This window comes from Mixta theicola, from assembly GCF_002895925.1.
GTDB classification, from domain to species: Bacteria; Pseudomonadota; Gammaproteobacteria; order Enterobacterales; family Enterobacteriaceae; genus Mixta; species Mixta theicola.
Window position 1 is genome coordinate 1 of the sequence record NZ_NWUO01000003.1, and the last position, 25,029, is coordinate 25,029.

The 25,029-nt window shown below is 54.3% G+C and carries 23 protein-coding genes, 1 tRNA gene, 1 other RNA gene and 1 pseudogene; 1 reads left to right on the forward strand and 25 read right to left on the reverse strand.

The window, feature by feature from the left end; all coding sequences use genetic code 11:
- Positions 1-81: 81 nt before the first annotated feature.
- The 21 genes from COO59_RS04855 to sdhC form a co-directional block, all read right to left on the reverse strand.
- A non-coding RNA gene (locus tag COO59_RS04855) (RtT sRNA) lies at positions 82-207 on the reverse strand.
- 12 nt (positions 208-219) lie between these two features.
- Positions 220-295, reverse strand: a tRNA-Lys gene (locus tag COO59_RS04860).
- A 163-nt stretch (positions 296-458) separates the two neighbouring features.
- Positions 459-1,253 (reverse strand): cell division protein CpoB, encoded by a 795-nt coding sequence (cpoB, locus tag COO59_RS04865; protein ID WP_103058718.1) that lies wholly within the window; start codon positions 1,251-1,253, stop codon positions 459-461.
- A 9-nt stretch (positions 1,254-1,262) separates the two neighbouring features.
- Positions 1,263-1,790 carry a peptidoglycan-associated lipoprotein Pal gene (gene pal, locus COO59_RS04870; protein ID WP_085067572.1) on the reverse strand — a complete coding sequence of 176 codons (528 nt, stop codon included), beginning with the start codon at positions 1,788-1,790 and terminating at the stop codon, positions 1,263-1,265.
- A gap of 44 nt (positions 1,791-1,834) precedes the next feature.
- Positions 1,835-3,130 carry a Tol-Pal system beta propeller repeat protein TolB gene (gene tolB, locus COO59_RS04875; RefSeq protein ID WP_103058719.1) on the reverse strand — a complete coding sequence of 432 codons (1,296 nt, stop codon included), beginning with the start codon at positions 3,128-3,130 and terminating at the stop codon, positions 1,835-1,837.
- A gap of 124 nt (positions 3,131-3,254) precedes the next feature.
- Complete coding sequence (gene tolA / locus COO59_RS04880) at positions 3,255-4,553, reverse strand: cell envelope integrity protein TolA (protein WP_103058720.1); 1,299 nt, start codon at positions 4,551-4,553, stop codon at positions 3,255-3,257.
- A gap of 31 nt (positions 4,554-4,584) precedes the next feature.
- A complete protein-coding gene (gene tolR, locus COO59_RS04885; protein ID WP_038627352.1) occupies positions 4,585-5,013 on the reverse strand; it encodes a colicin uptake protein TolR in 429 nt (142 codons plus the stop codon).
- Positions 5,014-5,026: 13 nt separating this feature from the next.
- A complete protein-coding gene (tolQ, locus tag COO59_RS04890) occupies positions 5,027-5,713 on the reverse strand; it encodes a Tol-Pal system protein TolQ (protein ID WP_103058721.1) in 687 nt (228 codons plus the stop codon).
- Entirely contained in the window at positions 5,710-6,114 is a 405-nt protein-coding gene (gene ybgC, locus COO59_RS04895) for a tol-pal system-associated acyl-CoA thioesterase (RefSeq protein ID WP_103058722.1), read from the reverse strand. The genes tolQ and ybgC overlap by 4 nt, the downstream gene beginning before the upstream one ends.
- Positions 6,115-6,340: 226 nt before the next feature.
- Positions 6,341-6,634 carry a cyd operon protein YbgE gene (gene ybgE, locus COO59_RS04900; protein ID WP_103058723.1) on the reverse strand — a complete coding sequence of 98 codons (294 nt, stop codon included), beginning with the start codon at positions 6,632-6,634 and terminating at the stop codon, positions 6,341-6,343.
- A complete protein-coding gene (gene cydX, locus COO59_RS04905; protein ID WP_103058724.1) occupies positions 6,634-6,747 on the reverse strand; it encodes a cytochrome bd-I oxidase subunit CydX in 114 nt (37 codons plus the stop codon). Before cydX ends, ybgE begins: the two co-directional genes overlap by 1 nt.
- 15 nt (positions 6,748-6,762) lie before the next feature.
- Positions 6,763-7,902, reverse strand: a complete 1,140-nt coding sequence (gene cydB, locus COO59_RS04910; protein WP_103058725.1) for a cytochrome d ubiquinol oxidase subunit II — start codon at positions 7,900-7,902, stop codon at positions 6,763-6,765.
- 11 nt (positions 7,903-7,913) lie between these two features.
- Positions 7,914-9,482: a cytochrome ubiquinol oxidase subunit I gene (gene cydA, locus COO59_RS04915; protein ID WP_103058726.1), complete on the reverse strand. Its 1,569-nt coding sequence runs from the start codon at positions 9,480-9,482 to the stop codon at positions 7,914-7,916.
- A 702-nt stretch (positions 9,483-10,184) separates the two neighbouring features.
- A complete protein-coding gene (sucD, locus tag COO59_RS04920) occupies positions 10,185-11,060 on the reverse strand; it encodes a succinate--CoA ligase subunit alpha (RefSeq protein WP_085067580.1) in 876 nt (291 codons plus the stop codon).
- Entirely contained in the window at positions 11,060-12,226 is a 1,167-nt protein-coding gene (gene sucC, locus COO59_RS04925; protein WP_103058727.1) for an ADP-forming succinate--CoA ligase subunit beta, read from the reverse strand. The genes sucD and sucC overlap by 1 nt, the downstream gene beginning before the upstream one ends.
- A 69-nt stretch (positions 12,227-12,295) precedes the next feature.
- Positions 12,296-13,507, reverse strand: a complete 1,212-nt coding sequence (odhB, locus tag COO59_RS04930) for a 2-oxoglutarate dehydrogenase complex dihydrolipoyllysine-residue succinyltransferase (RefSeq protein ID WP_103058728.1) — start codon at positions 13,505-13,507, stop codon at positions 12,296-12,298.
- Between the two features lie 13 nt (positions 13,508-13,520).
- Complete coding sequence (gene sucA, locus COO59_RS04935; RefSeq protein WP_103058729.1) at positions 13,521-16,328, reverse strand: 2-oxoglutarate dehydrogenase E1 component; 2,808 nt, start codon at positions 16,326-16,328, stop codon at positions 13,521-13,523.
- 256 nt (positions 16,329-16,584) lie between these two features.
- Positions 16,585-17,301 carry a succinate dehydrogenase iron-sulfur subunit gene (locus tag COO59_RS04940; protein WP_103058730.1) on the reverse strand — a complete coding sequence of 239 codons (717 nt, stop codon included), beginning with the start codon at positions 17,299-17,301 and terminating at the stop codon, positions 16,585-16,587.
- 17 nt (positions 17,302-17,318) lie between these two features.
- Positions 17,319-19,085, reverse strand: a complete 1,767-nt coding sequence (gene sdhA, locus COO59_RS04945; RefSeq protein WP_103058731.1) for a succinate dehydrogenase flavoprotein subunit — start codon at positions 19,083-19,085, stop codon at positions 17,319-17,321.
- A 2-nt stretch (positions 19,086-19,087) separates the two neighbouring features.
- Complete coding sequence (gene sdhD / locus COO59_RS04950; protein ID WP_103058732.1) at positions 19,088-19,435, reverse strand: succinate dehydrogenase membrane anchor subunit; 348 nt, start codon at positions 19,433-19,435, stop codon at positions 19,088-19,090.
- On the reverse strand, positions 19,429-19,818 hold the full coding sequence (gene sdhC / locus COO59_RS04955) for a succinate dehydrogenase cytochrome b556 subunit (protein ID WP_103058733.1): 390 nt from the start codon (positions 19,816-19,818) through the stop codon (positions 19,429-19,431). Before sdhC ends, sdhD begins: the two co-directional genes overlap by 7 nt.
- Positions 19,819-20,441: 623 nt before the next feature.
- Between sdhC and COO59_RS04960 the strand changes: the two genes are divergently transcribed.
- Positions 20,442-21,725 carry a citrate synthase gene (locus COO59_RS04960; protein WP_103058734.1) on the forward strand — a complete coding sequence of 428 codons (1,284 nt, stop codon included), beginning with the start codon at positions 20,442-20,444 and terminating at the stop codon, positions 21,723-21,725.
- A gap of 77 nt (positions 21,726-21,802) precedes the next feature.
- Here COO59_RS04960 and nei read toward each other — a convergent pair whose 3' ends face one another.
- The 4 genes and pseudogenes from nei to COO59_RS04980 all read right to left on the reverse strand — a co-directional run bounded on the left by nei (position 21,803) and on the right by COO59_RS04980 (position 25,011).
- A complete protein-coding gene (gene nei, locus COO59_RS04965) occupies positions 21,803-22,591 on the reverse strand; it encodes an endonuclease VIII (protein WP_103058735.1) in 789 nt (262 codons plus the stop codon).
- A gap of 12 nt (positions 22,592-22,603) precedes the next feature.
- Positions 22,604-23,259, reverse strand: a pseudogene (gene pcp / locus COO59_RS21615) (pyroglutamyl-peptidase I).
- 7 nt (positions 23,260-23,266) lie between these two features.
- Positions 23,267-24,283, reverse strand: a complete 1,017-nt coding sequence (locus COO59_RS04975) for a DUF979 domain-containing protein (RefSeq protein WP_103058736.1) — start codon at positions 24,281-24,283, stop codon at positions 23,267-23,269.
- Positions 24,283-25,011: a DUF969 domain-containing protein gene (locus tag COO59_RS04980; RefSeq protein WP_103058737.1), complete on the reverse strand. Its 729-nt coding sequence runs from the start codon at positions 25,009-25,011 to the stop codon at positions 24,283-24,285. Before COO59_RS04980 ends, COO59_RS04975 begins: the two co-directional genes overlap by 1 nt.
- Between the last annotated feature and the right edge of the window lie 18 nt (positions 25,012-25,029).

A 25,029-nucleotide genomic window follows, 5' to 3' on the forward strand; every position in this document is an offset into this window, starting at 1 on the left:
ACCCGCAATGCGGTTACTGCTAATTCGGAAAAGAACCTCAGTTCGCTTCCTGCCGATTTACACCGGATACTGCTTTAATCGTGGTGGGTCGTGCAGGATGACTCGGCTTTGCCTCGCCCTGCGGGCCGTTGCCGCTGGCAACGTTGTCTCGCTTACGCTCGACCCGAACCTGCTGCAGGTTCGCTTCCTGCCGATTTGCACCGGTTACTGCTTTAATCGTGGTGGGTCGTGCAGGATTCGAACCTGCGACCAATTGATTAAAAGTCAACTGCTCTACCAACTGAGCTAACGACCCACTTTTGCCGCCCGAAACCTAATCGCTTATGCCTCGTCAACGGCGGCATATATTACTGATTTACCTTGCCAGCGCAACCACTATTTTCCCCGGAGAGGTTCAACTGCCTACCTTTCATGCGTTAAGACCAGAAATCCAGCGAAATCTGGTCAATATTACACGCTTAAAGGCTTGCCGCACGTTTTGCCGCCTGTTTGGCCGCTTCGGTGTTCGGATACTGTTTAATGACCTGCTGATAAACCGCTTTCGCTTTTGCGTTATCACCTTTGTCCTGCATGATCACGCCCACTTTATACAGTGCTTCCGAGCTTTTCGGCGATTTTGGATACTTTTTCACCACGGTGGCGAAATAATATGCCGCATCATCCTTTTTGCCCTTATTGTAATTCAACTGCCCCAGCCAGTAATTCGCATTCGGCTGATAGGTTGAATCGGGATATTTCTTCACAAAGGCCTGAAACGCTGCGATGGCCTGATCGTACTGTTTTTTCTCCAGTACCAGCGCAACGGCGCTGTTGTAATCAGTATTGGCATCGCCGCTTTGCACCGGGGCCGCTGCAGCCGCTCCTGCATCTGCCGCTGGGGCTGGGGCCGCCGCCGCTGCGGTATCGCCGCCGGAACCCGAAGCGGTATTGCTGGCCGCAGCACCGCTGCTCAGGCTGTCAATTTGCTGATAGATCTGTTTTTGCCGCTCGACAACCTGATTCAGCTGATAGCTGTTTTCCTGAATCTGACCACGCAGCGAATCAATATCGCTTTGCGTCGCGTTAAGCTGCTGTTGAAGCTGCTGAAGAAGCTGAGCCTGTGCATTGGAGATGCGCTCAAGGGAGGTGACACGGTCTTCTACCGAGCCGGAGCCGACGCTACTGATTGATGCCTGGGCATTAGCGGCCCAGGGGGCCGCTATGCCAATCAGTAACGACAGACTCAACAAGTGAGGTCTGAAGCTACTAATCATGTGACTCTCTTAGTATACCAGGACGGCACGACGGTTTTTGGAGTAAGCCGCTTCGTCATGACCGAGCACCGCAGGCTTCTCTTTACCGTAAGAAACGATAGAGATCTGATCGGCAGAAACGCCTTTACCTTGCAGGTACATTTTCACTGCGTTAGCACGACGCTCGCCCAGTGCAATGTTGTATTCCGGCGTACCGCGCTCATCCGCATGACCTTCAACGGTGACTTTGTAGGACGGGTTATTACGCAGGAAAGTCGCGTGCGCATCCAGCATCTGAGCGAAGTCAGAACGGATGTCATATTTGTCCAGATCGAAGTAAACGATGTTGTTCTGCTGCAGCTGCTGCATCTGCAGACGCGCCTGCTCGTCAGAAGACATGTTGCCGCCGTTCATGCCGTTGCCGCTACCGTATGCACCATCAGCGCCGCCCATACCGTTGGTCTGGTCGTTGTCGTTGTTTTTGTGCGAGCTACATGCAGCTACAGCGATTACCGGCAGAGCCAGCATTAAACCCTTCAGCACTTTGTTCAGTTGCATTTCTAAATCCTGTTATAAGTTTGCTATACATATTTACACATGCATCACAGATACGGCGACCAGGCAGGAGATTTGACCTGTCCATCAGTCGCCGGAAGACGCGCTTTGAAACGCCCATCTGTCGAAACCAACTGCAACACGGAACCCATCCCCTGAGTAGAGCTATAGATTACCATCGTGCCGTTAGGTGCGAGACTTGGCGTCTCATCCAGGAACGTGTCCGTTAATTGTTGAACGGCTCCCGTTTCCAGATCTTGTCTGGCGACGTGTTGAGCGCCGCCGTTGGTGCTGATCATCACCATAGATTTGCCGTCAGTGGCAATGTCAGCATCCTGGTTTTGTGAACCTTCCCAGGTAATACGCTGCGGCGCGCCGCCATTGACATTAACTTTATAAATCTGCGGACGTCCTGCCTGATCTGAGGTATAGGCCAGACTCTGGCTGTCAGGATACCAGGTAGGTTCGGTGCTGTTAAAGCGACCGTCGGTAATCTGGCGAATCTGACCGGAACCCAGATCCATCACGTAAAGGTTAAGGCTGCCGGTTTTAGAGAGCGCAAACGCCAGCTTAGAGCCGTCCGGCGAGAAAGCAGGCGCACCGTTATGACGCGGGAAGGAAGCCACCTGACGAATTGCTCCGTTAGCCAGCGTTTGAATAACCAGCGCCGATTTACCGCTTTCAAAGGTGACATAGGCCAGCTTGCTGCCGTCCGGCGACCAGGCCGGCGACATCAGCGGCTGCGGTGAACGGTGTACGACAAACTGGTTATAGCCATCGTAGTCCGCTACGCGCAGTTCATACGGGAACTGGCCGCCATTGGTCTGCACCACATAGGCGATACGGGTACGGAACGCGCCTTTAATACCGGTCAGCTTTTCAAAGGATTCATCGCTGGCGGTATGCGCGGCATAACGCAGCCACTGTTTGGTCACTTTGTACTGATTCTGCGCCAGCACGGTGCCCGGTGAGCCGGAGGTATCCACCAGCTGATAAGAGACCGTATAGCTGCCATCGGCGCCCGGCTGGATTTGGCCGATCACGACGGCATCAATACCCAGCGCGGTCCAGGCGGCTGGCTGTACTTCCGCCGCGCTGGTTGGCTGCTGGGGCAGACGCGAACGATCCAGCGGATTAAATTTACCGCTGTTGCGTAAATCCGCAGCGATAATGCCGCCAATATCTTCCGGCGCCGCGCCCGGTCCATCCCATTTAAACGGGACAACACCAATCGGACGCGCCGTATTCACCCCCTGGGTGATTTCGATGCGTACTTCTGCATGCAGCACTGCTGCCCACAGAAGAAGAAAAAAGCTTAAGGTTACACGTAGTGCCTGCTTCATTTTCTCTCCCTTATCTGAACGCCATGTCCACGATAATTCGCACTGTTCCTGACGACGATTAACTAAAACCATACAGAGTACGGCAAGCTAACCATAGTTCAACCTGCCATTTGTTACTGCATTCTTACGGCTTGAATTCCAGCGTAGCTTCTTTTACCGCCTGCCAGACATCCTGGCTCGGTGGTTTAGGCATGCGCGCCATACGAGCCGCGTTGATCGCCGCCTGACACAACGCCGCATCGCCGCCAGCCGCCGTGGCCGAAATCAGCAAGCCATCGGGCGCCAGCTTAATACGAACGTCACAGGTGCGCCCCTTAAAGGTGTCGGCATCGTAGAATTTACTTTCTATCGCGCCTTTTACCTGACCCAGATAGCTCTCAATCGCCGCACCGGAAGCGCCTGATTTTTTCTGATTGCCCTTCCCTGCCGCACCGCCGCCGGACTGACCGGTTTTCGGTGCGTTTTTACCGGAGGAGAGGCCGCCCAGTAAATCATCGACCGCGCTGCTATCGCTGGCCGCTTCCGCCGCGGCTTTTTTCTTCGCTTCCGCAGCCGCTTTCGCTTTAGCGTCCGCTGCGGCCTTGGCTTTGGCCTTCGCCTCAGCGGCGGCTTTCTCTTTAGCATCCGCAACCGCTTTAGCTTTTGCCTCAGCGACGGCTTTCTCTTTAGCAGCCGCAGCCGCTTTAGCTTTTGCTTCAGCGACGGCTTTCTCTTTAGCATCCGCAGCCGCTTTGGCCTTCGCCTCGGCGGCGGCTTTCTCTTTAGCATCCGCAGCCGCTTTGGCTTTCGCTTCAGCCGCTGCCGCTTTCGCCTGTTCTTCCGCCTTCTGCTTCGCCTGGGCTGCGGCGGCCTTAGCCTGTTCCGCCGCTTTGGCTTTTGCTTCGGCGGCAGCGGCGGCTTTGGCCTGCTCTGCCGCTTTAGCTTTGGCTTCGGCGGCATTGGCTTTAGCTTGTTCTGCTGCTTCCGCTTTTGCTTTCGCCGCTGCGGCTTCTGCTGCTTTCTGCTGCTCTTCGGCGCGCCTGGTCGCTTCTTCGGCCTGGCGCTGCTGATCAGCCTGCTCCTGAGCCTGTTTTTTCGCCTCTTCCTGCGCCTGCAGACGTTCTTTTTCCAGCTCTTTTAACCGCTGCTGCTCGGCAGCACGCTTTTGCTGTAGCTCTTCAGCCTGCTGCTGCGCCTGTTTCTGGCGCTGCTGTTCGGCGCGTCGGCTGTCATTTTGCTGATTTTGCTGGCGGTTATATTGCTCAACCACCGCACCTGGATCGACCATAACGGCATCAATATCACTACCGCCACCGCCACCGCTGGCCTCGATTTTTTCGTTAAACGAGCTCCAAATCAGTAATGCAATCAGGATGATATGCAATATCACTGAAATGATTATCGCGCGTTTTAACTTATCGTTTTGTTCGGATGCCTTCGACACGCTCGGTTCCCAAAAAACGGTTACGGAATAATTAAATTGGCTGCGTCATCAGGCCGACTGATTTTACACCCGCCTGATGCAGCAGGTTCAGCGCCTTGATAATCTCGTCATAGGGCACATCTTTTGCGCCGCCAATCAGAAACACCGTTTTCGGATTCGCTTCCAGTCGGCGCTGTGCTTCCGCTACCACCTGCTCAGAAGGCAACTGCTCCATACGATCGTGATCGACAACCAGGCTGTATTGCCCAACGCCGGAAACTTCCACAATCACCGGTGGATTATCGTCACTGGAGACCGTTTTTGAATCCGTGGCGTCCGGCAGATCGACTTCAACGCTCTGGGTGATAATGGGTGCCGTTGCCATAAAAATCAGCAGCAGCACCAGCAGCACGTCCAGCAGCGGAACGATGTTAATTTCAGACTTCAGATCGCGACGACCGCGACCACGCGTTCTGGCCATACGTCACCTCTGCTTACTTTTTATTCTCGCTGGAGAATGCCTGACGGTGCAGGATAGCCGTGAACTCTTCCATAAAGTTGTCATAACCCTGTTCCAGCTTGTTGACGCGCTGGTTCAGGCGGTTATACGCCATTACGGCAGGAATTGCGGCAAACAGACCGATAGCGGTAGCGATCAGCGCTTCGGCAATACCCGGCGCCACCATCTGCAGCGTCGCCTGCTTCACCGCGCCCAGCGCGATAAAGGCGTGCATAATCCCCCATACGGTACCAAACAGACCGATATAAGGACTGATGGAACCCACGGTGCCGAGGAAGGGAATATTATTTTCCAGGCTTTCCAGCTCACGGTTCATAGAGATGCGCATGGCGCGGCTGGCGCCTTCCAGCACCGCTTCTGGCGCATGGCTGTTGGCCCGATGCAAACGCGCGAATTCTTTAAAGCCGGCGTAAAAGATCTGCTCTGAGCCGCTCAGTTCATCGCGACGCGCCTGGCTTTCCTGATAGAGGCGGGATAGCTCAATGCCCGACCAAAATTTGTCTTCAAACGCTTCCGCTTCGCGTCCCGCCGCGTTGAGAATGCGGGTGCGCTGGATAATAATCGCCCAGGACGCAATGGAAAACCCGATCAAAATCAACATGATAAGTTTAACCAGAAGGCTTGCCTTCAGGAACAAATCAAGAACATTCATGTCAGTCACTGCTTGAACTCCGCGACAATAGACTTGGGAAGCGCTATTGGCTTCATTAGGTGTGGGTTGATGCAGGCGATAAGGACTTCTGCTTCATTGAGCAATTTGCCTTCTGCGTTAACGATGCGTTGCGTAAACGTCATGGTTGCACGGGTCATCGACGTCACCTCGCTCTGCACTTCAAGCATATCATCCAGTCGCGCGGCGGCAATATAATCAACCGTGATTCGACGTACGACAAAAGCAATCTGCTGTTCAAGCAGCGATTGCTGTTGGAAATGATGCTGGCGCAGCATCTCCGTACGCGCTCGTTCATAAAAAGCGATATAGCTGGCGTGGTAAACCACCCCACCGGCATCGGTATCTTCGTAATAGACCCGCACCGGCCATCGAAACAGCGTTGTACTCACTTTACATCCCGGTAATGCTTTTTAAACGTTGCTACTATACGCAAGTGCAAACGGCTTTGGAATGGATCGTCAGAGCGCGGAGAAAATAATTATAGAATGGAAACTATTGACAAAAACGACGGGATAATTACTGGCAAAAAGCGGCGCTAAACAGACCTTTCCTGACGTAAATTTTCATTGTCAGCCGAGCCTGAGCGAATGGCGTCACCTCAGGCACGAAAACCCGTCAGAAAAAGAAAAATAACATTCCCAGCGAGAGCGCAATCAGGGCCAGCAGCGGCGAGAGAAACATCTGCCAGCGCACCTGGCCAGGCCGAAACCCAACGCCATGCACCACACCTGCGCAAACCGCCCATATCAGCACAAAACCCTGCCAGACGGTTAACGAACTGGTATTGGCGGCAAAGCGCGTCGGATCCCAAAACAGGCAGCCTGCCAGCAGCAAAGCCAGCACCAGAGAAAGCGCCCGCAGCGGGCGCTTATCCATGATGAAATAGAGCTGTTGCAGCCGCTGGCGCATCAGGGTTTATCCTGCTGCTGGGCGCTCTCTTCTATATGCTCCAGCGCCAGCGCGGTGATAATCCCGAAGGCGCAGGCCAGTAGCGTTCCAAGAATCCAGGCAAAATACCACATGGTTTAACGCCTCCGTTAATAGAGTGAATGAGTATTACTTTCAATATGTTCTTTGGTGATGCGTCCGAACATTTTGTAGTAACACCAGCTGGTATAAATAAGGATAAGGGGTACAAACACCATCGCCACAAACAGCATCAGCTTCAGCGTCATCAGGCTTGAGGTGGCATCCCATATTGTCAGACTCATATTCGGCTGAGTGCTGGAAGGCATAATGAACGGAAACATCGCCACGCCAGCGGTCAAAATAACGCAGGCCAGCGTAAGCGAGGAGAACAGGAACGCCCAGCCGCCCTTCCCTGTGCGTGAGCAAATGACGGTAAGCAGCGGTAGTACCACGCCCAGCGCCGGGATCAGCCACAGCAGCGGATACTGGTTAAAATTAATCAGCCAGGCTCCGGCTTCGCGCGCCACTTCCTTATTTAACGGATTTGAAGATGCCGCATGATCCAGCGCGCTGGTCACTACGTAGCCATCAATCCCGTAAATAACCCAAACGCCCGCCAGCGCAAAAGCGACCAGCATAATCAGCGCGCAAATCTGCGCGGTGGCGCGGGCACGCAAATGAAGCTCGCCCTGGGTACGCATCTGCAAATACGTGGCGCCCTGCGTCAGAATCATCGTCAGGCTTACCACGCCGGCCAGCAGGCCAAACGGATTCAGCAGCTGGAAAAAATTACCGGTATAGTACAGGCGCAGGTAAGCGTCGGTATGGAAAGGCACGCCCTGCAGCAGGTTACCGAATGCCACGCCAATCACCAGCGGCGGAACAAAGCTGCCGATAAAAATGCCCCAGTCCCACAGCGTACGCCAGCGCATATCTTCAATTTTCGAACGGTAGTCGAAACCAACCGGACGGAAAAACAGCGACGCCAGCACTAAAATCATCGCGACATAAAAACCGGAGAAGGCAGCGGCATAAACCATCGGCCAGGCGGCAAACAGCGCGCCGCCGGCGGTAATCAGCCAGACCTGGTTTCCATCCCAGTGCGGCGCAATGCTGTTGATCATAATACGACGTTCCGTATCGCTGCGTCCGAGGATGCGCGACAGCATACCCACGCCCATATCAAAACCGTCGGTGACCGCGAAGCCAATCAGCAGAATACCGATCAGCAGCCACCAGATAAAACGTACTACTTCATAATCCAACATGGCTGGCTCCTTTACTGCACCGGCTGCGAGGCGATAGTGGACTGCTCATAGTGATAGCGTCCGGTTTTCAGGCTGCTTGGTCCCAGGCGGGCAAATTTGAACATCAGATACATTTCCACCACCAGGAAGAGCGTATAGAGGCCGCAAATCAGTCCCATAGAGAACAGCAGGTCACCTACGGTGAGCGTCGAGTTCGCCACCGCCGTTGGCAACACTTCACCAATCGCCCACGGCTGACGGCCATATTCTGCAACAAACCAGCCCGCTTCGACGGCGATCCACGGCAGCGGAATGCCATACAGCGCCGCCTTCAGCAGCCAGCGGTTTTTTCCAATACGGTTACGGATGACGCTCCAGAACGAGAGGCCGATAATGCCGAGCATCAGCACGCCGCACAGCACCATAATGCGGAAGGAGAAATAGAGCGGCGCAACGTGCGGAATAGAATCCTGGGTAGCCAGCTTGATCTGCGCTTCCGTCGCGTCGGTAACATTTGGCGTATAGCGTTTCAGCAGCAAACCGTAACCCAGATCCTGCTTGTGACCGTTAAAGGCTTCGCGCACGGCCGGATCGGTATTACCCGCCCGCAGTTCTTCCAGCAGATGATAGGCCTGCATCCCGTTACGGATACGTACCTCATGCTGCGCCAGCAGATCTTTCAGGCCGGTTACCGGCTGGTCAACCGAACGCGTAGCGATCAGGCCCAGCAGATAAGGGATTTGAATGGCGTAGCCGTTTTCCTGGGTCAGCTGATCGGGCAGGCCAAACAGGGTAAAGGCCGCCGGGGCGGGCTGCGTTTCCCACTCGGCTTCAATCGCTGCCAGCTTGGTTTTTTGCACATCGCCCATTTCGTAGCCGGATTCATCTCCCAGCACAATCACCGACAGCACGGCCGCCATACCAAAACTGGCCGCGATAGCAAAAGAGCGTTTAGCGAACGCCAGATCGCGCCCGCGCAGCAGGTAATAAGCGCTGATACCGAGAATAAACATGGCACCGGTGGTATAGCCCGCCGCAACCGTATGCACGAACTTCACCTGCGCGACCGGGTTAAGCACCAGCTCCGAGAAGCTCACCATCTCCATGCGCATGGTTTCAAAATTAAATTCTGAGGCGATGGGGTTTTGCATCCAGCCATTAGCGACCAGAATCCAGAGTGCGGAGAGATTGGAACCCAGGGCCACCAGCCAGGTGACGGCCATATGCTGAACTTTGCTCAGGCGATCCCAGCCAAAAAAGAACAGGCCAACAAAGGTGGATTCGAGGAAGAAAGCCATCAGGCCTTCAATGGCCAGCGGGGCACCGAAAATATCGCCGACATAGTGAGAATAATAAGACCAGTTAGTGCCGAACTGGAACTCCATAGTCAGGCCAGTCGCTACGCCCAGCGCAAAGTTAACGCCAAACAACTTGCCCCAGAACTTGGTCATATCTTTGTAGATTTGTTTACCCGACAGGACATAAACGGTTTCCATGATCGCCAACAAAAACGCCATACCCAGCGTTAACGGCACGAAAAGGAAGTGGTACATCGCAGTCAGGGCAAACTGTAAACGCGACAGTTCGACGATATCAAACATCTTAACCCCTTGCTCTTTGCTAAAAGCAGTTAAAACATAATGTTTATTTACCAGGAGGAACCGGTAAATAGCACCATGCTGATTGCTGTTTAAAATAAAACGCTATTTTTATTTTGCTGTTTAACGGACAGGAAAAAATATAGCCGCACGCAGCAAATGAAAGAGAGTAGATAACTCACCGCAGGTGAGACGGCAATATCATACCCCTACAAACGATACGGTAAAGAGAAATTATTGTGATCCCCAAGATATTTTTTGATCTGGCCCCAGATTTAACCTTAACGCGTTACAAGGCGAAATATGACGCAGCGCAATAAATACAAGGAAGAAAGATAGAAGCAATGATTACATTAATATCAATAATTTAGATAAAAATAGAATGCAATGTTAATTATAAATATTAATTTAACAGCATAGGTGAATTATATGTTAAAGATCTGTTTTAAATAATCGAATTTATTAATCCTTTATTTAAAATCCAGCAAAATAATAGCGTACAAAACGCATTTTCTTTTGATGGAAAATCCTTACTTTTTATTTTTAATTCGATTGATAAAAAGGAATTATGAAATTTACCGACAGAAAATTCACATTTATTAAACCCGTTTTTATTTTATTGTTAACAAAACGACCACGGCAGGAATAAAAGCGATAAAAAAGGCCACCCGTAGGTGGCCAACATGTCGAATAATCTGACACAGATTATTTTAGAGGGAGTACTGCTTTTACTGCGTCGCCAATGTCTGCCAGGCTACGAACGGTTTTTACGCCAGCCGCTTCCAGCGCAGCGAATTTTTCATCCGCCGTGCCTTTACCACCGGCAATAATCGCACCAGCGTGGCCCATACGCTTGCCTTTCGGCGCCGTGACGCCAGCAATGTAGCCTACAACCGGTTTGGTAACGTGTTCTTTAATGTAGGCCGCCGCCTCTTCTTCTGCGCTGCCGCCGATTTCACCGATCATAACGATGGCTTCCGTCTGCGGATCGTCCTGGAACATTTGCAGAATATCGATAAAGTTGGAGCCAGGAATGGGGTCGCCGCCGATACCTACACAGGTGGACTGGCCGTAGCCAATATCGGTCGTCTGCTTCACCGCTTCATAGGTCAGCGTACCGGAACGTGAAACGATACCGATGCGGCCCGGCTGATGAATGTGGCCCGGCATGATGCCGATTTTACATTCGCCTGGGGTGATAACGCCCGGACAGTTCGGACCAATCATGCGTACGCCCGCTTCATCCAGCTTCACTTTTACCGTCAGCATATCCAGCGTCGGGATCCCTTCGGTAATAGTGATAATCAGCTTGATGCCAGCATCGATGGCTTCCAGGATGCCGTCTTTACAGAAAGGCGCCGGAACATAGATAACGGACGCCGTTGCGCCGGTCGCTTCTACCGCCTCGCGTACGGTATTAAATACCGGCAGGCCAAGATGCGTGGTGCCGCCTTTGCCTGGCGTTACGCCGCCAACCAGCTGCGTACCATAGGCCAGCGCCTGTTCAGAGTGGAATGTACCCTGGCCGCCGGTAAAGCCCTGGCAGATAACTTTGGTGTTTTTGTCGATCAAAATGGACATTATTTACCCTCCGCTGCAGCAACAACGCGTTGGGCCGCGTCGGTCAGGCTGGTTGCTGCAATAATGTTCAGACCGCTGTCCGCCAGTTTCTGTGCGCCCAGCTCAGCGTTGTTCCCTTCAAGACGCACCACTACCGGTACGTTGACGCCCACTTCTGCCACCGCGCCGATGATGCCATCAGCAATCAGGTCACAGCGTACGATGCCGCCGAAGATGTTAACGAATACAGCTTTTACCGCGTCGTCAGACAGGATGATTTTAAAGGCTTCGGTTACGCGCTCTTTAGTTGCGCCGCCGCCAACGTCGAGGAAGTTAGCAGGCTGACCACCGTGATGTTTCACGATGTCCATAGTACCCATCGCCAGACCGGCGCCGTTTACCATACAGCCAATGTTGCCTTCCAGCGCAACGTAGTTGAGCTCCCATTGGGTCGCGTGCGCTTCGCGCGGATCTTCCTGGCTCGGATCGCGCATTTCACGCAGCTCCGGCTGACGGAACATCGCATTACCGTCTGCGCCCAGCTTGCCATCAAGGCAAATCAGGTCGCCCTGTTTGGTAATAACCAGCGGGTTGATCTCAACCAGCGCCAGGTCACGTTCCAGGAACAGCGTCGCCAGACCCATAAAAATTTTGGTGAACTGATTGACCTGCTTGCCGCTCAGACCCAGCTTAAACGCCAGCTCGCGCCCCTGATAAGGCTGCGGGCCAGTCAGCGGATCCAGCGCCATTTTATGAATCAGCTCTGGCGTTTCTTCCGCCACTTTTTCAATCTCGACGCCGCCTTCGGTGGAGGCCATAAACACCACGCGACGTGAGCTACGGTCAACCACGGCGCCGAGGTAAAGCTCCTGATCAATATCGGTCGCGGCTTCTACCAGAATCTCGTTAACCGGCTGACCTTCCGCATCCGTTTGGTAAGTAACCAGACGTTTACCCAGCCAGTTTTCAGCAAAAGTACGGATCTCTTCTTTGCTGTTAACTACTTTCACACCGCCCGCTTTACCACGGCCACCGGCATGAACCTGACATTTTACTACCCACGGGCCTGCGCCAATTTTTGAGGCCGCTTCTTCCGCTTCACGTGGCGTAGTGCAGGCGTAACCGATCGGTGCCGGTAAGCCATACCGTGCAAACAGCTGTTTCGCCTGGTACTCGTGTAAGTTCATGATGTTCTATCCATTCAGGTCTGAAAAGATTAATAAGGTTGGGCGCGGCAATGACCGCGCCCGGCAACATTAAACGTCCAGCAGCAGGCGCGCCGGATCTTCCAGCATCTCTTTCACCGCCACCAGATAGCCCACGGATTCGCGGCCATCGATCAGACGGTGATCGTAAGAGAGTGCCAGATACATCATCGGCAGCACCACGACCTGACCATTAACCGCCATTGGGCGATCTTTGATGGCGTGCATGCCCAGAATGGCGCTCTGCGGTGGGTTAATGATCGGCGTCGACATCAGCGAACCGAACACGCCGCCGTTGGTGATGGTAAAGTTGCCGCCGGTCAGTTCTTCTACCGTCAGCTTGCCGTCACGGCCTTTTACCGCCAGCTCTTTAATTTTCTTCTCGATATCCGCCATGCTCAGCGTATCGACATCGCGCAGAACCGGCGTTACCAGGCCACGCGGCGTGGAAACGGCGATGCTGACGTCAAAGTAGTTGTGATACACCACATCATCACCGTCGATGGAGGCGTTCACTTCCGGATAGCGCTTCAGCGCTTCCACTACCGCTTTGATATAGAAGGACATAAAGCCCAGACGCACGCCATGACGCTTCTCGAAGGCATCGCCATACTGCTTGCGCAGATCCATGATCGGCTTCATGTTGACTTCGTTGAAGGTGGTCAGCATTGCGGTGCTGTTTTTTGCTTCCAGCAGACGCTCGGCAACGCGTTTACGCAGGCGCGTCATCGGTACGCGTTTCTCGCTGCGGCCTGCCAGCGGCTGCGGTGCGGCAGCCTGCGGCTTCGATTCGGCTTTTGCCGGCTGCTGTTTCAGATGTTTTTCCACATCTTCGCGCGTAATGCGTCCACCCACGCCGGTGCCTTTAATCGTCGCCGCATCCAGGCTGTGCTCGGCAATCAGTCGGCGAATCGCCGGGCTAAGGGCATCGTTGCTTTCTTCTTCCAGCGAGGCGGACTGGCGCTGCGCTGGAGTGGATTCGTTGCTTTCCGCTTTAGCAGAGGTCTCTTTGCCGCCGCTGTTACCCTCTTTCAGGCGTCCCAGAATCTGACGAGAGGTCACGGTTGCGCCCTCATCTTCCAGCACGGCTTCCAGCACGCCGTCGGCGGAAGCAGGCACTTCCAGCACGACTTTATCGGTCTCGATTTCTACCAGCACTTCATCGCGGCTTACTGTATCGCCCGGTTTCTTATGCCAGGTTGCTACAGTGGCATCAGCAACAGATTCAGGCAGGTCGGGAACGAGAATATCTACGCTACTCATTATCTTTCCTTATTTAATCAACGTTCAGCGCGTCATTAACCAGGGCTTGCTGCTGTTTCAGGTGTACAAACATGTAACCTACAGCAGGTGAAGCGGAAGCCGGACGTCCGGCATAACGTAAAGAAGCACCAAAAGGAATCACTTCACGGAAGTGATGCTGGCTGCAATACCAGGCGCCCTGGTTCAGCGGCTCCTCTTGACACCAAACGAAATCATGCACGTGCGCATAGGGCTGCAGCGCTTCCTGTACCGCTTTGTGCGGGAAAGGATAAAGCTGCTCAATGCGTACGATAGCGACATCGCTTTGTTCATTTTTGCGACGCTGTTCCAGCAGGTCGTAATAGACCTTGCCGGCGCACAGCACTACGCGTTTCACCGCTTTTGCATCCAGCTCGTCTACTTCGCCAATCGCTGGCTGGAAGCTGCCGTTTGCCAGCTCATCCAGCGAGGAAACCGCCAGCGGATGACGCAGCAGAGACTTCGGCGACATGACCACCAGCGGGCGACGCATACCGCGCAGCGCCTGTCGGCGCAGCATGTGATAAACCTGCGCCGGAGTCGACGGTACGCAGACCTGCATATTCTGCTCTGCGCACAGCTGGAGATAACGTTCCAGACGGGCCGAGGAGTGCTCCGGTCCCTGTCCTTCATAGCCGTGCGGCAGCAGCATGACCAGGCCACACATACGGCCCCATTTTTGCTCGCCGGAGCTGATGAACTGGTCGATAACCACCTGGGCGCCGTTGGCGAAGTCACCGAACTGCGCTTCCCAAATGGCCAGAGTGCGCGGCTCAGCGGTGGCATAACCATATTCAAACGCCAGCACCGCTTCTTCCGACAGCACGGAGTCCCAGACTCTAAACTGGCCCTGGCCGTTGTGGATATGCTGCAGCGGCGTATAAGTCGAACCGTTCGCCTGGTTATGAATCACCGCATGGCGATGGAAGAAGGTGCCGCGCCCGGAATCTTCGCCGGAAATACGCACCGGAATGCCTTCATCCACCAGCGTGGCGTAGGCGAGATTTTCCGCCGCGCCCCAGTCGAACAGCTTATTGCCTGCCGCCATTTCGGCGCGGTCGTTGTAGATCTTCGCAACGCGCGACTGCACTTCAACCGATTCCGGCACCTGACTGATACGCTTCGCCAGTTCCTGCAGGCGCTTAAAGTCAACTTTTTCCGGGTAGCTTTCATCCCACTCATGGTTGAGATAAGGCGACCAGGTGAAAGAGTGCAGGCTCATCGGACGCCATTCTGGCACCACGCATTCGCCAGCATCCAGCGCATCACGATAAAGGTTAACCATTTCCGTGGCGTCTTCCAGATTTATTACCTGCTCCGCTTCCAGACGATCGGCGTAAATTTTACGCGGCGTCGGATGCTTTTTGATTTTCTGGTACATCACCGGCTGGGTTGCGCTTGGCTCATCCGCTTCGTTATGGCCGTGGCGGCGATAGCAAACCAGATCGATAAAGACGTCGCGCTTAAAGGTATTACGGAAGTCGAGCGCCAGGCGGGTAACAAAGGCGACCGCTTCCGGATCGTCCGCATTGACGTGGAAAATAGGCGACTGCACCATTTTGCCGATGTCGGTGCAGTATTGGGTTGAACGGGCATCTTTCGGGTTTGACGTGGTGAAACCGATCTGGTTGTTAATCACGATACGCACCGTACCGCCCACTTCATAACCGCGCGCCTGCGACATGTTCAGGGTTTCCTGAACCACGCCCTGGCCAATCACCGCCGCATCGCCATGAATGGTAATCGGCAGCACTTTATTGCTTACCGGCTCATCCAGACGATCGAGGCGAGCGCGTACCGAGCCCATCACCACCGGACTAACGATCTCCAGGTGCGACGGGTTAAACGCCAGCGCCAGGTGAACCATACCGCCTTCGGTTTCCACATCGGAAGAGAAGCCCATGTGGTATTTCACGTCGCCGGTGCCAAGATGTTCTTTGTGCTTGCCAGCGAACTCGTCAAACAGATCCTGTGGTTTTTTACCCAGAACGTTAATCAACACGTTCAGACGGCCACGGTGCGCCATGCCCAGCACCACTTCACGCGTGCCGCTTTTGCCGGCGTGACGGATCATCTCGCGCAGCATCGGCACCAGCGCATCGCCGCCTTCCAGCGAGAAACGTTTCGCGCCGGGGAATTTGGCGCCCAGATAGCGCTCCAGCCCTTCTGCGGCGGTCAGCTCTTTCAGGAAGCCTTTTTTCTCTTCAGCCGAGAACGCGGCGTGCCCCACTACCGATTCGATACGCTGCTGAAGCCAGCGTTTTTCATCAGTATTGGTGATATGCATATATTCCGCGCCGATCGGGCCGCAATAGGTCTGCTTCAGGGCATTAATCAGTTCCCCCAGCGGCAGGCGATCTTTGCCGATAGCAAAAGAGCCGACATTGAAGGTTTCCTGATAATCCGCCTCGCTTAATCCGTGGAAAGCTGGCTCAAGATCGGATACCTGCTCCTGCTGCCACAGGCCCAGCGGATCGAGGTTAGCGTGCTGGTGACCGCGGAAGCGGTAGGCATTGATCAGCTGCAGGACTTTTACCTGTTTAGCATTGGCATCGGGATCGCCAACGGAAGCGGCGTAACGCGAAGTATCTTTTGCCAGACGACGGAAATAGTCGCGCGTAGAGGAGTGGAACTGCTCAGGCCTGAGCCCGGTGCCGGGAAGCTGTTGGAACATGTCGCGCCATACAGCATCAACAGAGTCAGGATCGGTGAGAAAATCCTCATAGAGCTGCTCTATGTAAGATTGGTTCGCGCCGGCCAGCCAGGAAGAGTCAAGCCAGGGCTTCATTGCGCTGTTCTGCATTGTGATCCCTTAAGCATTACATGCTTTTTTCGAGGTTTCATTGTTGCCGGGTTACCGGCTTGCCCAACGCTGTGTCGCGCACCTGCTTGTAAAGTGCCCGTCACAGCCAGATCCAGTTCATCGATACGAGCGCGCTGGGCAATCGATGCCCTGGCCCGTAAGGGAACCTTGGTAAGGTTTTTCATCGTGTTGTGACAGACCTTACCAGGGTCTCCGTAAAACATCCGGGAACCTGAGTTCCCGGATAACTTTGCCGTTACGCGTTACGCTGTAGCAGCATCGACTTAATATGGCCGATGGCGCGCGTTGGGTTCAGCCCTTTCGGACAAACGCTGACGCAGTTCATAATGCTATGGCAGCGGAATACGCTGAAAGCATCGCTAAGATCGTCCAGACGCGCATTGGTCTCGGTATCACGGCTGTCGATCAGGAAGCGATAGGCCGCCAGCAGTCCCGCAGGGCCGACGAATTTGTCCGGGTTCCACCAGAACGACGGGCACGACGTCGAGCAACAGGCGCACAAAATACACTCATACAAACCATCCAGGTGAGCACGGTCTTCCGGCGTTTGCAGATGCTCGCGGGCGGGCGGATTTTCGCCATTATTCAATAGGTAAGGCTTAATCTTCTCATACTGCTTGTAGAACTGCCCCATGTCCACGACTAAGTCGCGAACCACCGGCAGGCCCGGCAGCGGACGGATAACGATTTTTTTCTTGCCGTTGTCCAGCGCTGAAACCGGGGTAATGCAGGCCAGTCCGTTACGACCGTTCATATTCAGGCCGTCAGAGCCGCAAACGCCCTCACGGCAGGAGCGACGAAAGGCCAGCGTAGGGTCTTTCTCTTTCAGCTTAATCAGCGCGTCCAGCAGCATCATGTCGCGACCGTCTTCCGCTTCCAGGGTGTAATCCTGCATGCGCGGCGCGTCATCCACGTCCGGGTTATAACGATAAATGGAAAATTCGAGTCTCATCGTCTCTTCTCCGCAAATTAGTAGGTACGCACTTTCGGCGGGAAAGCGGCGCGCAGTTTCGGCTGCATGTTCACCTCACGGCGCGTCATGCTTTCGGTTTGCGGCAGATAGAGCGAATGGCACAGCCAGTTCTCATCGTCACGTTCCGGGTAGTCAAAACGGCTATGGGCGCCGCGGCTCTCCGTGCGGTAATTCGCTGCCACGGCGGTAGCAAAAGCGGTTTCCATCAGATTATCCAGCTCCAGGCATTCGATGCGCTGGGTATTAAAATCGCTGGAACGATCGTCAAGGCGCGCAGACTTCAGGCGCTCACGGATCTGCTTCAGATCTGCCAGCCCTTGCGCCATCGCATCGCCTTCGCGGAACACGGAGAAGTTATTCTGCATGCAGCTTTGCAGCGCCTTACGGATTTCAACCGGATCTTCACCCGTAGTGTTGTTATCCCAGCGATGATAACGCGCCATTGCGGCATCAATATCTTCCGGCGTTGCATCGCGCAGCGGCCCCTGCTCCTGAATTGACTCCAGCAGATGCAGGCCCGCCGCACGGCCAAAGACCACCAGATCCAGCAGCGAGTTGCCGCCCAGGCGGTTAGCGCCGTGTACCGATACGCAGGCGATTTCGCCGACGGCGAACAGACCCGGCACCACTACGTCTTCACCTTTTTCATTCAGGGTCAGCGCCTGGCCGCTTACTTTGGTCGGAATGCCGCCCATCATATAGTGGCAGGTTGGGATAACCGGAATCGGCTCTTTCACCGGGTCAGCGTGAGCAAAGGTACGGGACAGTTCAAGAATGCCCGGCAGACGCGACTCCAGCACCTCTTTACCCAGATGATCCAGCTTCAGTTTAATGTGCGGGCCCCACGGGCCTTCACAGCCACGGCCTTCACGGATTTCAATCATCATGGAACGCGCAACCACGTCACGGCCCGCCAGATCTTTGGCGTTCGGCGCGTAACGCTCCATAAAGCGTTCGCCATGTTTATTCAGGAGATAGCCGCCTTCGCCACGGCAGCCTTCGGTCACCAGCACGCCGGCACCGGCGATGCCGGTCGGGTGGAACTGCCACATCTCCATATCCTGCACCGGCACGCCCGCGCGCAGCGCCATACCGACGCCGTCGCCGGTATTAATATGGGCGTTGGTCGTGGATTGATAGATACGGCCCGCGCCGCCGGTCGCCAGCACCGTCGCTTTCGCTTTGAAATAGACCACTTCGCCCGTTTCAATACTCAGCGCGGTACAGCCCACCACGGCGCCATCCTGGTTTTTCACCAGATCCAGCGCATACCATTCGGAGAAAATGGTGGTTTTGTTTTTCAGGTTCTGCTGATATAGCGTGTGCAGCAGCGCATGGCCGGTACGGTCAGCCGCCGCCGCGGTGCGTGCCGCCTGCTCGCCGCCGAAGTTACGCGACTGGCCGCCGAACGGGCGCTGATAAATGCGGCCATCGTCCAGACGGGAGAACGGCAGACCCATATGCTCCAGCTCCAGAATCGCTTCCGGACCGGTTTTACACATATATTCGATCGCGTCCTGGTCACCGATATAGTCGGAACCTTTTACGGTATCGTACATGTGCCATTCCCAGTTATCCTCATGGGTATTACCCAGCGCAACGGTAATGCCGCCCTGCGCGGAAACGGTATGGGAACGGGTAGGGAAAACTTTAGACAGCAGGGCACAGCTTTGGCCCGACTGTGAAATCTGCAGGGCCGCACGCATACCTGCGCCGCCTGCCCCGATAACTACGGCATCAAACTCTCTGACTGGCAAATTCATTCTCACGCACCCCACACCACAACAGTTCCATAAATTGCATAAACCAACAGCGCAACAACGATGACCAGCTGCAGAAGCAGACGCCATGCCAGCGGTTTAATATAGTCCGTCAGCACCTGCCACATGCCGATCCAGCCGTGAATAACGGTAGAAAACAGCGTCAGCAGGGTAAAGACTTTGGTAAAAGAAGAGGCGAAGAAGGCGCGCCAGATATCATAGGTCAGCGTATCTGACACAATAATGAAGCCGAGAATATATAAGGTGTAGAGCGTAATGAGGATTGCAGTGGCACGCAGCAGCAGCCAGTCCTGCACGCCATTACGACCCAGTGCAGTAGCATTGCTTACCATACGAGGACTCCAGCCAGAATTGAAAGCACGACAGTAATACCAAAACAGATACGCGCAGAGCTATTGCCGACATGCTGCGTTTCCGCCAGGTAACCGAAATCCATTAACATATGACGGATACCGCCAACAGTATGCCAGGCCAGCGCGGTGAGGATGCCCCACATAATGAACTTAGCGAAAAAGCTGTTCATCACGGCAGATGCCTGCAGGAAGCCTTCAGGTGAGGAGAGCGAGAGCCCCAGTAGCCAGAGCAGGATACCGACGGCCACAAAACTAATGACGCCGGAAACGCGGTGGAGAATGGACGCTATTGCAGTAACGGGAAACCGGATCGTAGTGAGATCCAAGTTGACAGGTCTTTGTTTTTTCACGGTTTTGCCCACACAGCCTTTCTTATTTTGCTTCCTCCGGGCCTGAAGGTGATAGCCGATCGCGACTCGTGCACCGGCACCATAACAGCAACATCCAGTGTTAATTGAAGCGGTAAAACGCTGGGTGGCTCCTGGTGTCAGGGTATTCCGGAGACCTGGCGGCAGTATAGGACGATCACATTCTCATTACAATTGCTCTACAAACGCTTTAGCAAGATTTAGGTGGAACAGTGATCGACCTCACGATTTTCATATTTTAAACAAATTTAATTATCTGATTTGACAAAAGTTCAACAATTCAGTTACAAACTAACGCACGAAAGTTCTATGATGCGTAAAAGTTATGGGGATACACTTTACCCCTAAACACAAGTTATGTAACAGTGTTGAAATTAAATTGCTAAACGCATCAGGTTATTAGTTAAGGTTCATAATGACCAGCACGGATCTTTAACAACCACAGAACGCATTAGCATCGTGGCTGCCGGAAGCTTTCCGACCGCGCCCGTCACTCTGTACCCTGCAAGCAAAACATGCCACAGAGTAGATAGTCTGCAATTACTTCACGCAATTCGCAGCATGATGGTAACTTCGGTGTCAAAGATCCTACAAATATGGCGCTAAGGAGACTGTAAATGGCTGATAAAAAAGTGACGCTCACGCTAAATGGTGAAGCTCCTGTTGAGCTGGACGTGCTACAAGGCACGCTGGGCCAGGACGTTGTCGATGTCCGAAGCCTTGGCTCAAAGGGTTTGTTTACGTTTGACCCTGGTTTTACCTCTACTGCGTCCTGCGAATCCAAAATTACCTATATTGATGGTGATGAAGGCATCCTGCTCCATCGTGGCTATCCGATCGATCAACTTGCCACCCATTCTAATTACCTGGAAGTCTGTTACATTCTGCTGAACGGCGAAACGCCAACGTCAGAACAGTTTGAAGAGTTCCGTACCACCGTTACGCGCCATACCATGATTCATGAGCAGATTACCCGTCTGCTTCAGGGTTTCCGCCGCGATTCTCACCCGATGGCCGTCATGTGCGGCGTGACCGGTGCGCTGGCTGCGTTCTATCATGATTCACTGGACGTTAACATTGAGCGTCACCGCGAAATCGCAGCGTTCCGCCTGCTGTCTAAAATGCCGACCGTGGCGGCCATGTGTTACAAATACTCGATTGGTCAGCCATTCGTATATCCACGCAATGATCTCTCCTATGCCGGTAACTTCCTGCATATGATGTTCGCCACCCCGTGCGAAGAGTATAAGATTAACCCGGTGCTGGAACGCGCCATGGATCGTATTCTGATCCTGCACGCTGACCATGAGCAGAACGCATCTACCTCAACGGTGCGTACTGCGGGTTCTTCCGGCGCTAACCCGTTCGCCTGTATCGCTGCGGGTATCGCCTCGCTATGGGGACCGGCGCACGGCGGCGCGAACGAAGCCTGCCTGCGTATGCTGGAAGAAATTAACCATAAAGAGCATATCCCGGAATTTGTGAAGCGTGCGAAAGATAAGAATGACTCTTTCCGCCTGATGGGCTTCGGACATCGTGTTTATAAAAACTACGATCCGCGTGCAACCGTCATGCGCGATACCTGTCATGAAGTGCTGAACGAGCTGGGTATGAAAGATGACCTGCTGGAAGTGGCGATGGAGCTGGAGCATATTGCGCTGAACGACCCCTACTTCATTGAGCGCAAACTCTACCCGAACGTTGACTTCTACTCTGGCATTATTCTGAAAGCGATGGGTATTCCCTCTTCGATGTTTACCGTGATCTTTGCCATGGCGCGTACCGTTGGCTGGATCGCCCACTGGAAAGAGATGCATGACGAAGGAATGAAAATTGCCCGTCCGCGTCAGCTTTATACCGGTTACGAACAGCGCGAGTTTACCTCTAAATTATCGAAATAATTTTGCTTCAGTTTAAAAGGGCCTGCGGGCCCTTTTTTATGCGCTGTATAACGTGCAGTCAGATAAAGTTTTTAACGTCAACGCTGGCAGCCGGGACACCAGTAAAAGGGACGCGATGAAAGCGTGCTTTTTTCGATAATTCCGCCGCAGCGCTCGCAGGGCTGGCCGGCACGATGAAAAACTTTGAAGCTAAAGGCCGCGCCGTGGTGGGCACTTTTCATGGTGCCGCGCATCCGGTAAGAGTGACGCGGAATCGCCAGCAACGCCTGTACTAAACGCTGTAGCTGCGGCTCCGTTAAGTCCTGCGCCCGATGTTGCGGTGCCAGCGCCGCCTCCCACAGAATTTCCACGCGTAAATAATTGCCTAAGCCCGCCAGAAAAGCCTGATCGAGCAGCAGGCCGCTGAACTGACGCCGACGGAAGCGCGGCGAAAGCAGGCGTTCGCGTACCTCCTCTTCCGTGAGCGTCATCTCCAGCACGTCGGGACCGATGCGCTGCAAAAAGGGATGCGCCGCCAGCGTATCGCTATTGTGCATCTCAATATCAGAAGCGCTATACAGCAGAATGGTTTGGTCGGCGCAGCCAAGCCGCACCCGTAATATCCGCTGCGTTTTTGGATCGCTGCCGGTTTTTACTACCCGCCAGACGCCGTATAGCTGGTTATGGCTGTAGAGCGTCAATCCGTTGGAAAAATGTGTCAGCAGCGCTTTACCGCGGGTTTCAATGGCGGTTACCGTTTCACCGATTAAGGCGTTTTCATAGGTTTTTAGCTGCGGAAAGGCAAACCAGACCTCCGTCAACGGTTTACCGATAATGGCCTCTTCCAGCCGATCCGCCGCCCGACGGATCTCTGGTCCTTCTGGCATAGAAATATCCTGTTAGTGCGTTGCGCCGCCAATCAGGCGCAGATCCTGTTCAGTTCGTAGCGCAATGGTAATCGCCATTTCCAGCGCCAGAATGACGGTTTGTGCTGCCATGCTGGGCGCGCCGGGATGATTGATCGCCTGCTCCGGCAGATAAGGAATATGAATAAAACCGCCGCGCACCGTATTGTCCTGTTGAGCCAGACGATGCAGTAGCCCGTACATCACATGGTTACAGACGTAGGTTCCTGCGGTTTGCGACACCGATGCGGGAATGCCTGCTTCACGAATTCCTTCGACAATCGCCTTAATCGGCAATGTAGAAAAATAAGCCGCCGGGCCGCCGGGCCGCCGGGGATAATCGGCTCATCAATGGGTTGATTACCGTTGTTATCAGCGATACGCGCATCGTTGATGTTAATGCCAATCCGTTCGACGGTTATATCGGTCCGCCCACCGGCCTGCCCTACCGCAATGACTAACTCCGGCTGCTGCGCCTCCATCTCGGCATAAAGCGTGGTTAGCGCATCGCCAAAGGCGCAGGGCAGCTCTTTTGCCACTACCTGAAAGCCGCACAGCATACGCTCGTGCAGCTGACGCACCGCTTCCCATGAAGGGTTAATCTGCTCACCGCCGAAAGGCTCGAACGCTGTAATCAATACTGTTCTCATTATTGCCTCACAGGAACATCAGGAAATAGAGCAAAAATATGTTCACAATTAACAGTAGCACGCCGGTCGGCGTCTGCGCCCGGATGACCGCATTGCGGTCCGGCAACTCCAGCAGCGCCGCGGGGACGATATTAAAATTCGCCGCCATCGGCGTCATCAGGGTGCCGCAGTAGCCGGAAAACATCCCGATGGCGGCCATCACGGCCGGATTTCCGCCGTGCTGAAGCACCAGCACAGGAATGCCGATACCGGCGGTGACAATGGGAAAAGCCGCAAAGGCATTGCCCATAATTATGGTTAACAGCGCCATGCCGATAACAAACACCGTCACGGCAATAAAGCGATTATCCACCGCCAGATACTGCTCCGTCAGGTGAGCGATAGCGCTGCCGACGCCCGCGCTGGTAAACAGCAGCCCCAGCGTGGCAAGGATTTGCGGCAAAATAAAGGCCCAGCCGATCGAATCCAGCAGACGGCGCGTTTCCTGTATCGACTGCGCCGGACGCTCGCGGCTGATTTTCAGCGCCACCAGCCAGCCCACCAGGCAGCCAACGGTCATAGAAAACAGCGTGACCAGCGTAGAGTGCTTGCCTTCACCAAAAACCACAGACTCCAGGCCGGGAATATGGTTAAACGCCAGCACGCCCGCCACCGTCACCAGCGGGATCGCCAGCGCCGGTAAGAAGAGACGATTGCCAAGGCGGCTGGCGCTCTCCTGACGTTCACCTTCGCTGCGCTGATGATAGCTCCCAAGTTTTACCCCACCCAGGCCAGCAATCAGCGCCATCACCACCACCAGCACGCCGATAAGAATATGCAGGTTGCGTGCGCCGCCTTCCCCGGAACCGGTTAGCTGCGCCGCCAGTTGATATGCCCAGTCACCGATAAAAAACATCAGGCCGTACAGACCCCAGAATAACCCGGTAGTGATACGCCGCGGATTGGCCTTATCGCGCCATGACATCAGCGCCACTACCAGCAAAATCAGCCCGGCAAGATAAAACAGATACTGTTGCTGAAACATTAGCGGCCCCCTTTTTGCTGTAGCGCCGCCTGGTTCAGCGCGCTCAGCTCCGCCGCCAGCTTTTTATCAAGCCGACGCAGGCGCAGGGAGTGAATAATGAAAGCGCTTACCGCCGTGGGAATGCCCCACAGCGCGATATGCAGCGGTTCGGTGTGGATACCGCCCGATTCCAGCATAAAGTTGTGCATGAAAATAATCGCACCAAAGGCGACAAAAATATCTTCGCCAAAAAATAGCCCAACGTTATCCGTTGCGGCTGACATGGCGCGCAGACGGTAGCGCACCGAAGCGGGCAGATCGCCGTAACGATTTTCCACTGCGCCTTCCGCCATCGGTGCCAGCAGCGGCCGCACCATCTGCGGGTGGCCGCCCAGGCTGGTCAGCCCCAGCGCCGCCGTCGCTTCACGCACCAGCAAATAGATAATTAACAGACGACCCGCGGTGGCGGTTTTAATCGTGGCAATCCACGCCTGGGCGCGCTCTTTTAAGCCATGACGCTCCAGCAAACCGATTACCGCCAGCGGCAACAGCAGAATAAACGGCAGATTACGGGTATTCAGGAAACCTGAGCCCAGCTTTTCCAGAATATCCGCCAGCGGCATATGGGCGGCGATGCCGGTGATCAGACCGGCAACGATCACTACCAGCACCGGGTTAAAGCGCAGTAAAAAGCCGATAATAATGGCTGCGATGCCCAATAATGGCCACAGATTCACCAAAGGTTGCATAAATTCTCCTGATAAAAA

Coding starts and splice junctions, on each gene's coding strand:
- cpoB (WP_103058718.1), bottom strand. CDS start 1,253: ATGATTAGTAGCTTCAGACCTCACTTGTTGAGTCTGTCGTTACTGATT.
- pal (WP_085067572.1), bottom strand. CDS start 1,790: ATGCAACTGAACAAAGTGCTGAAGGGTTTAATGCTGGCTCTGCCGGTA.
- tolB (WP_103058719.1), bottom strand. CDS start 3,130: ATGAAGCAGGCACTACGTGTAACCTTAAGCTTTTTTCTTCTTCTGTGG.
- tolR (WP_038627352.1), bottom strand. CDS start 5,013: ATGGCCAGAACGCGTGGTCGCGGTCGTCGCGATCTGAAGTCTGAAATT.
- ybgE (WP_103058723.1), bottom strand. CDS start 6,634: ATGCGCCAGCGGCTGCAACAGCTCTATTTCATCATGGATAAGCGCCCG.
- cydX (WP_103058724.1), bottom strand. CDS start 6,747: ATGTGGTATTTTGCCTGGATTCTTGGAACGCTACTGGCCTGCGCCTTC.
- cydB (WP_103058725.1), bottom strand. CDS start 7,902: ATGTTGGATTATGAAGTAGTACGTTTTATCTGGTGGCTGCTGATCGGT.
- cydA (WP_103058726.1), bottom strand. CDS start 9,482: ATGTTTGATATCGTCGAACTGTCGCGTTTACAGTTTGCCCTGACTGCG.
- sucD (WP_085067580.1), bottom strand. CDS start 11,060: ATGTCCATTTTGATCGACAAAAACACCAAAGTTATCTGCCAGGGCTTT.
- sucC (WP_103058727.1), bottom strand. CDS start 12,226: ATGAACTTACACGAGTACCAGGCGAAACAGCTGTTTGCACGGTATGGC.
- odhB (WP_103058728.1), bottom strand. CDS start 13,507: ATGAGTAGCGTAGATATTCTCGTTCCCGACCTGCCTGAATCTGTTGCT.
- sucA (WP_103058729.1), bottom strand. CDS start 16,328: ATGCAGAACAGCGCAATGAAGCCCTGGCTTGACTCTTCCTGGCTGGCC.
- COO59_RS04940 (WP_103058730.1), bottom strand. CDS start 17,301: ATGAGACTCGAATTTTCCATTTATCGTTATAACCCGGACGTGGATGAC.
- sdhA (WP_103058731.1), bottom strand. CDS start 19,085: ATGAATTTGCCAGTCAGAGAGTTTGATGCCGTAGTTATCGGGGCAGGC.
- sdhD (WP_103058732.1), bottom strand. CDS start 19,435: ATGGTAAGCAATGCTACTGCACTGGGTCGTAATGGCGTGCAGGACTGG.
- COO59_RS04960 (WP_103058734.1), top strand. CDS start 20,442: ATGGCTGATAAAAAAGTGACGCTCACGCTAAATGGTGAAGCTCCTGTT.
- nei (WP_103058735.1), bottom strand. CDS start 22,591: ATGCCAGAAGGACCAGAGATCCGTCGGGCGGCGGATCGGCTGGAAGAG.
- COO59_RS04975 (WP_103058736.1), bottom strand. CDS start 24,283: ATGTTTCAGCAACAGTATCTGTTTTATCTTGCCGGGCTGATTTTGCTG.
- COO59_RS04980 (WP_103058737.1), bottom strand. CDS start 25,011: ATGCAACCTTTGGTGAATCTGTGGCCATTATTGGGCATCGCAGCCATT.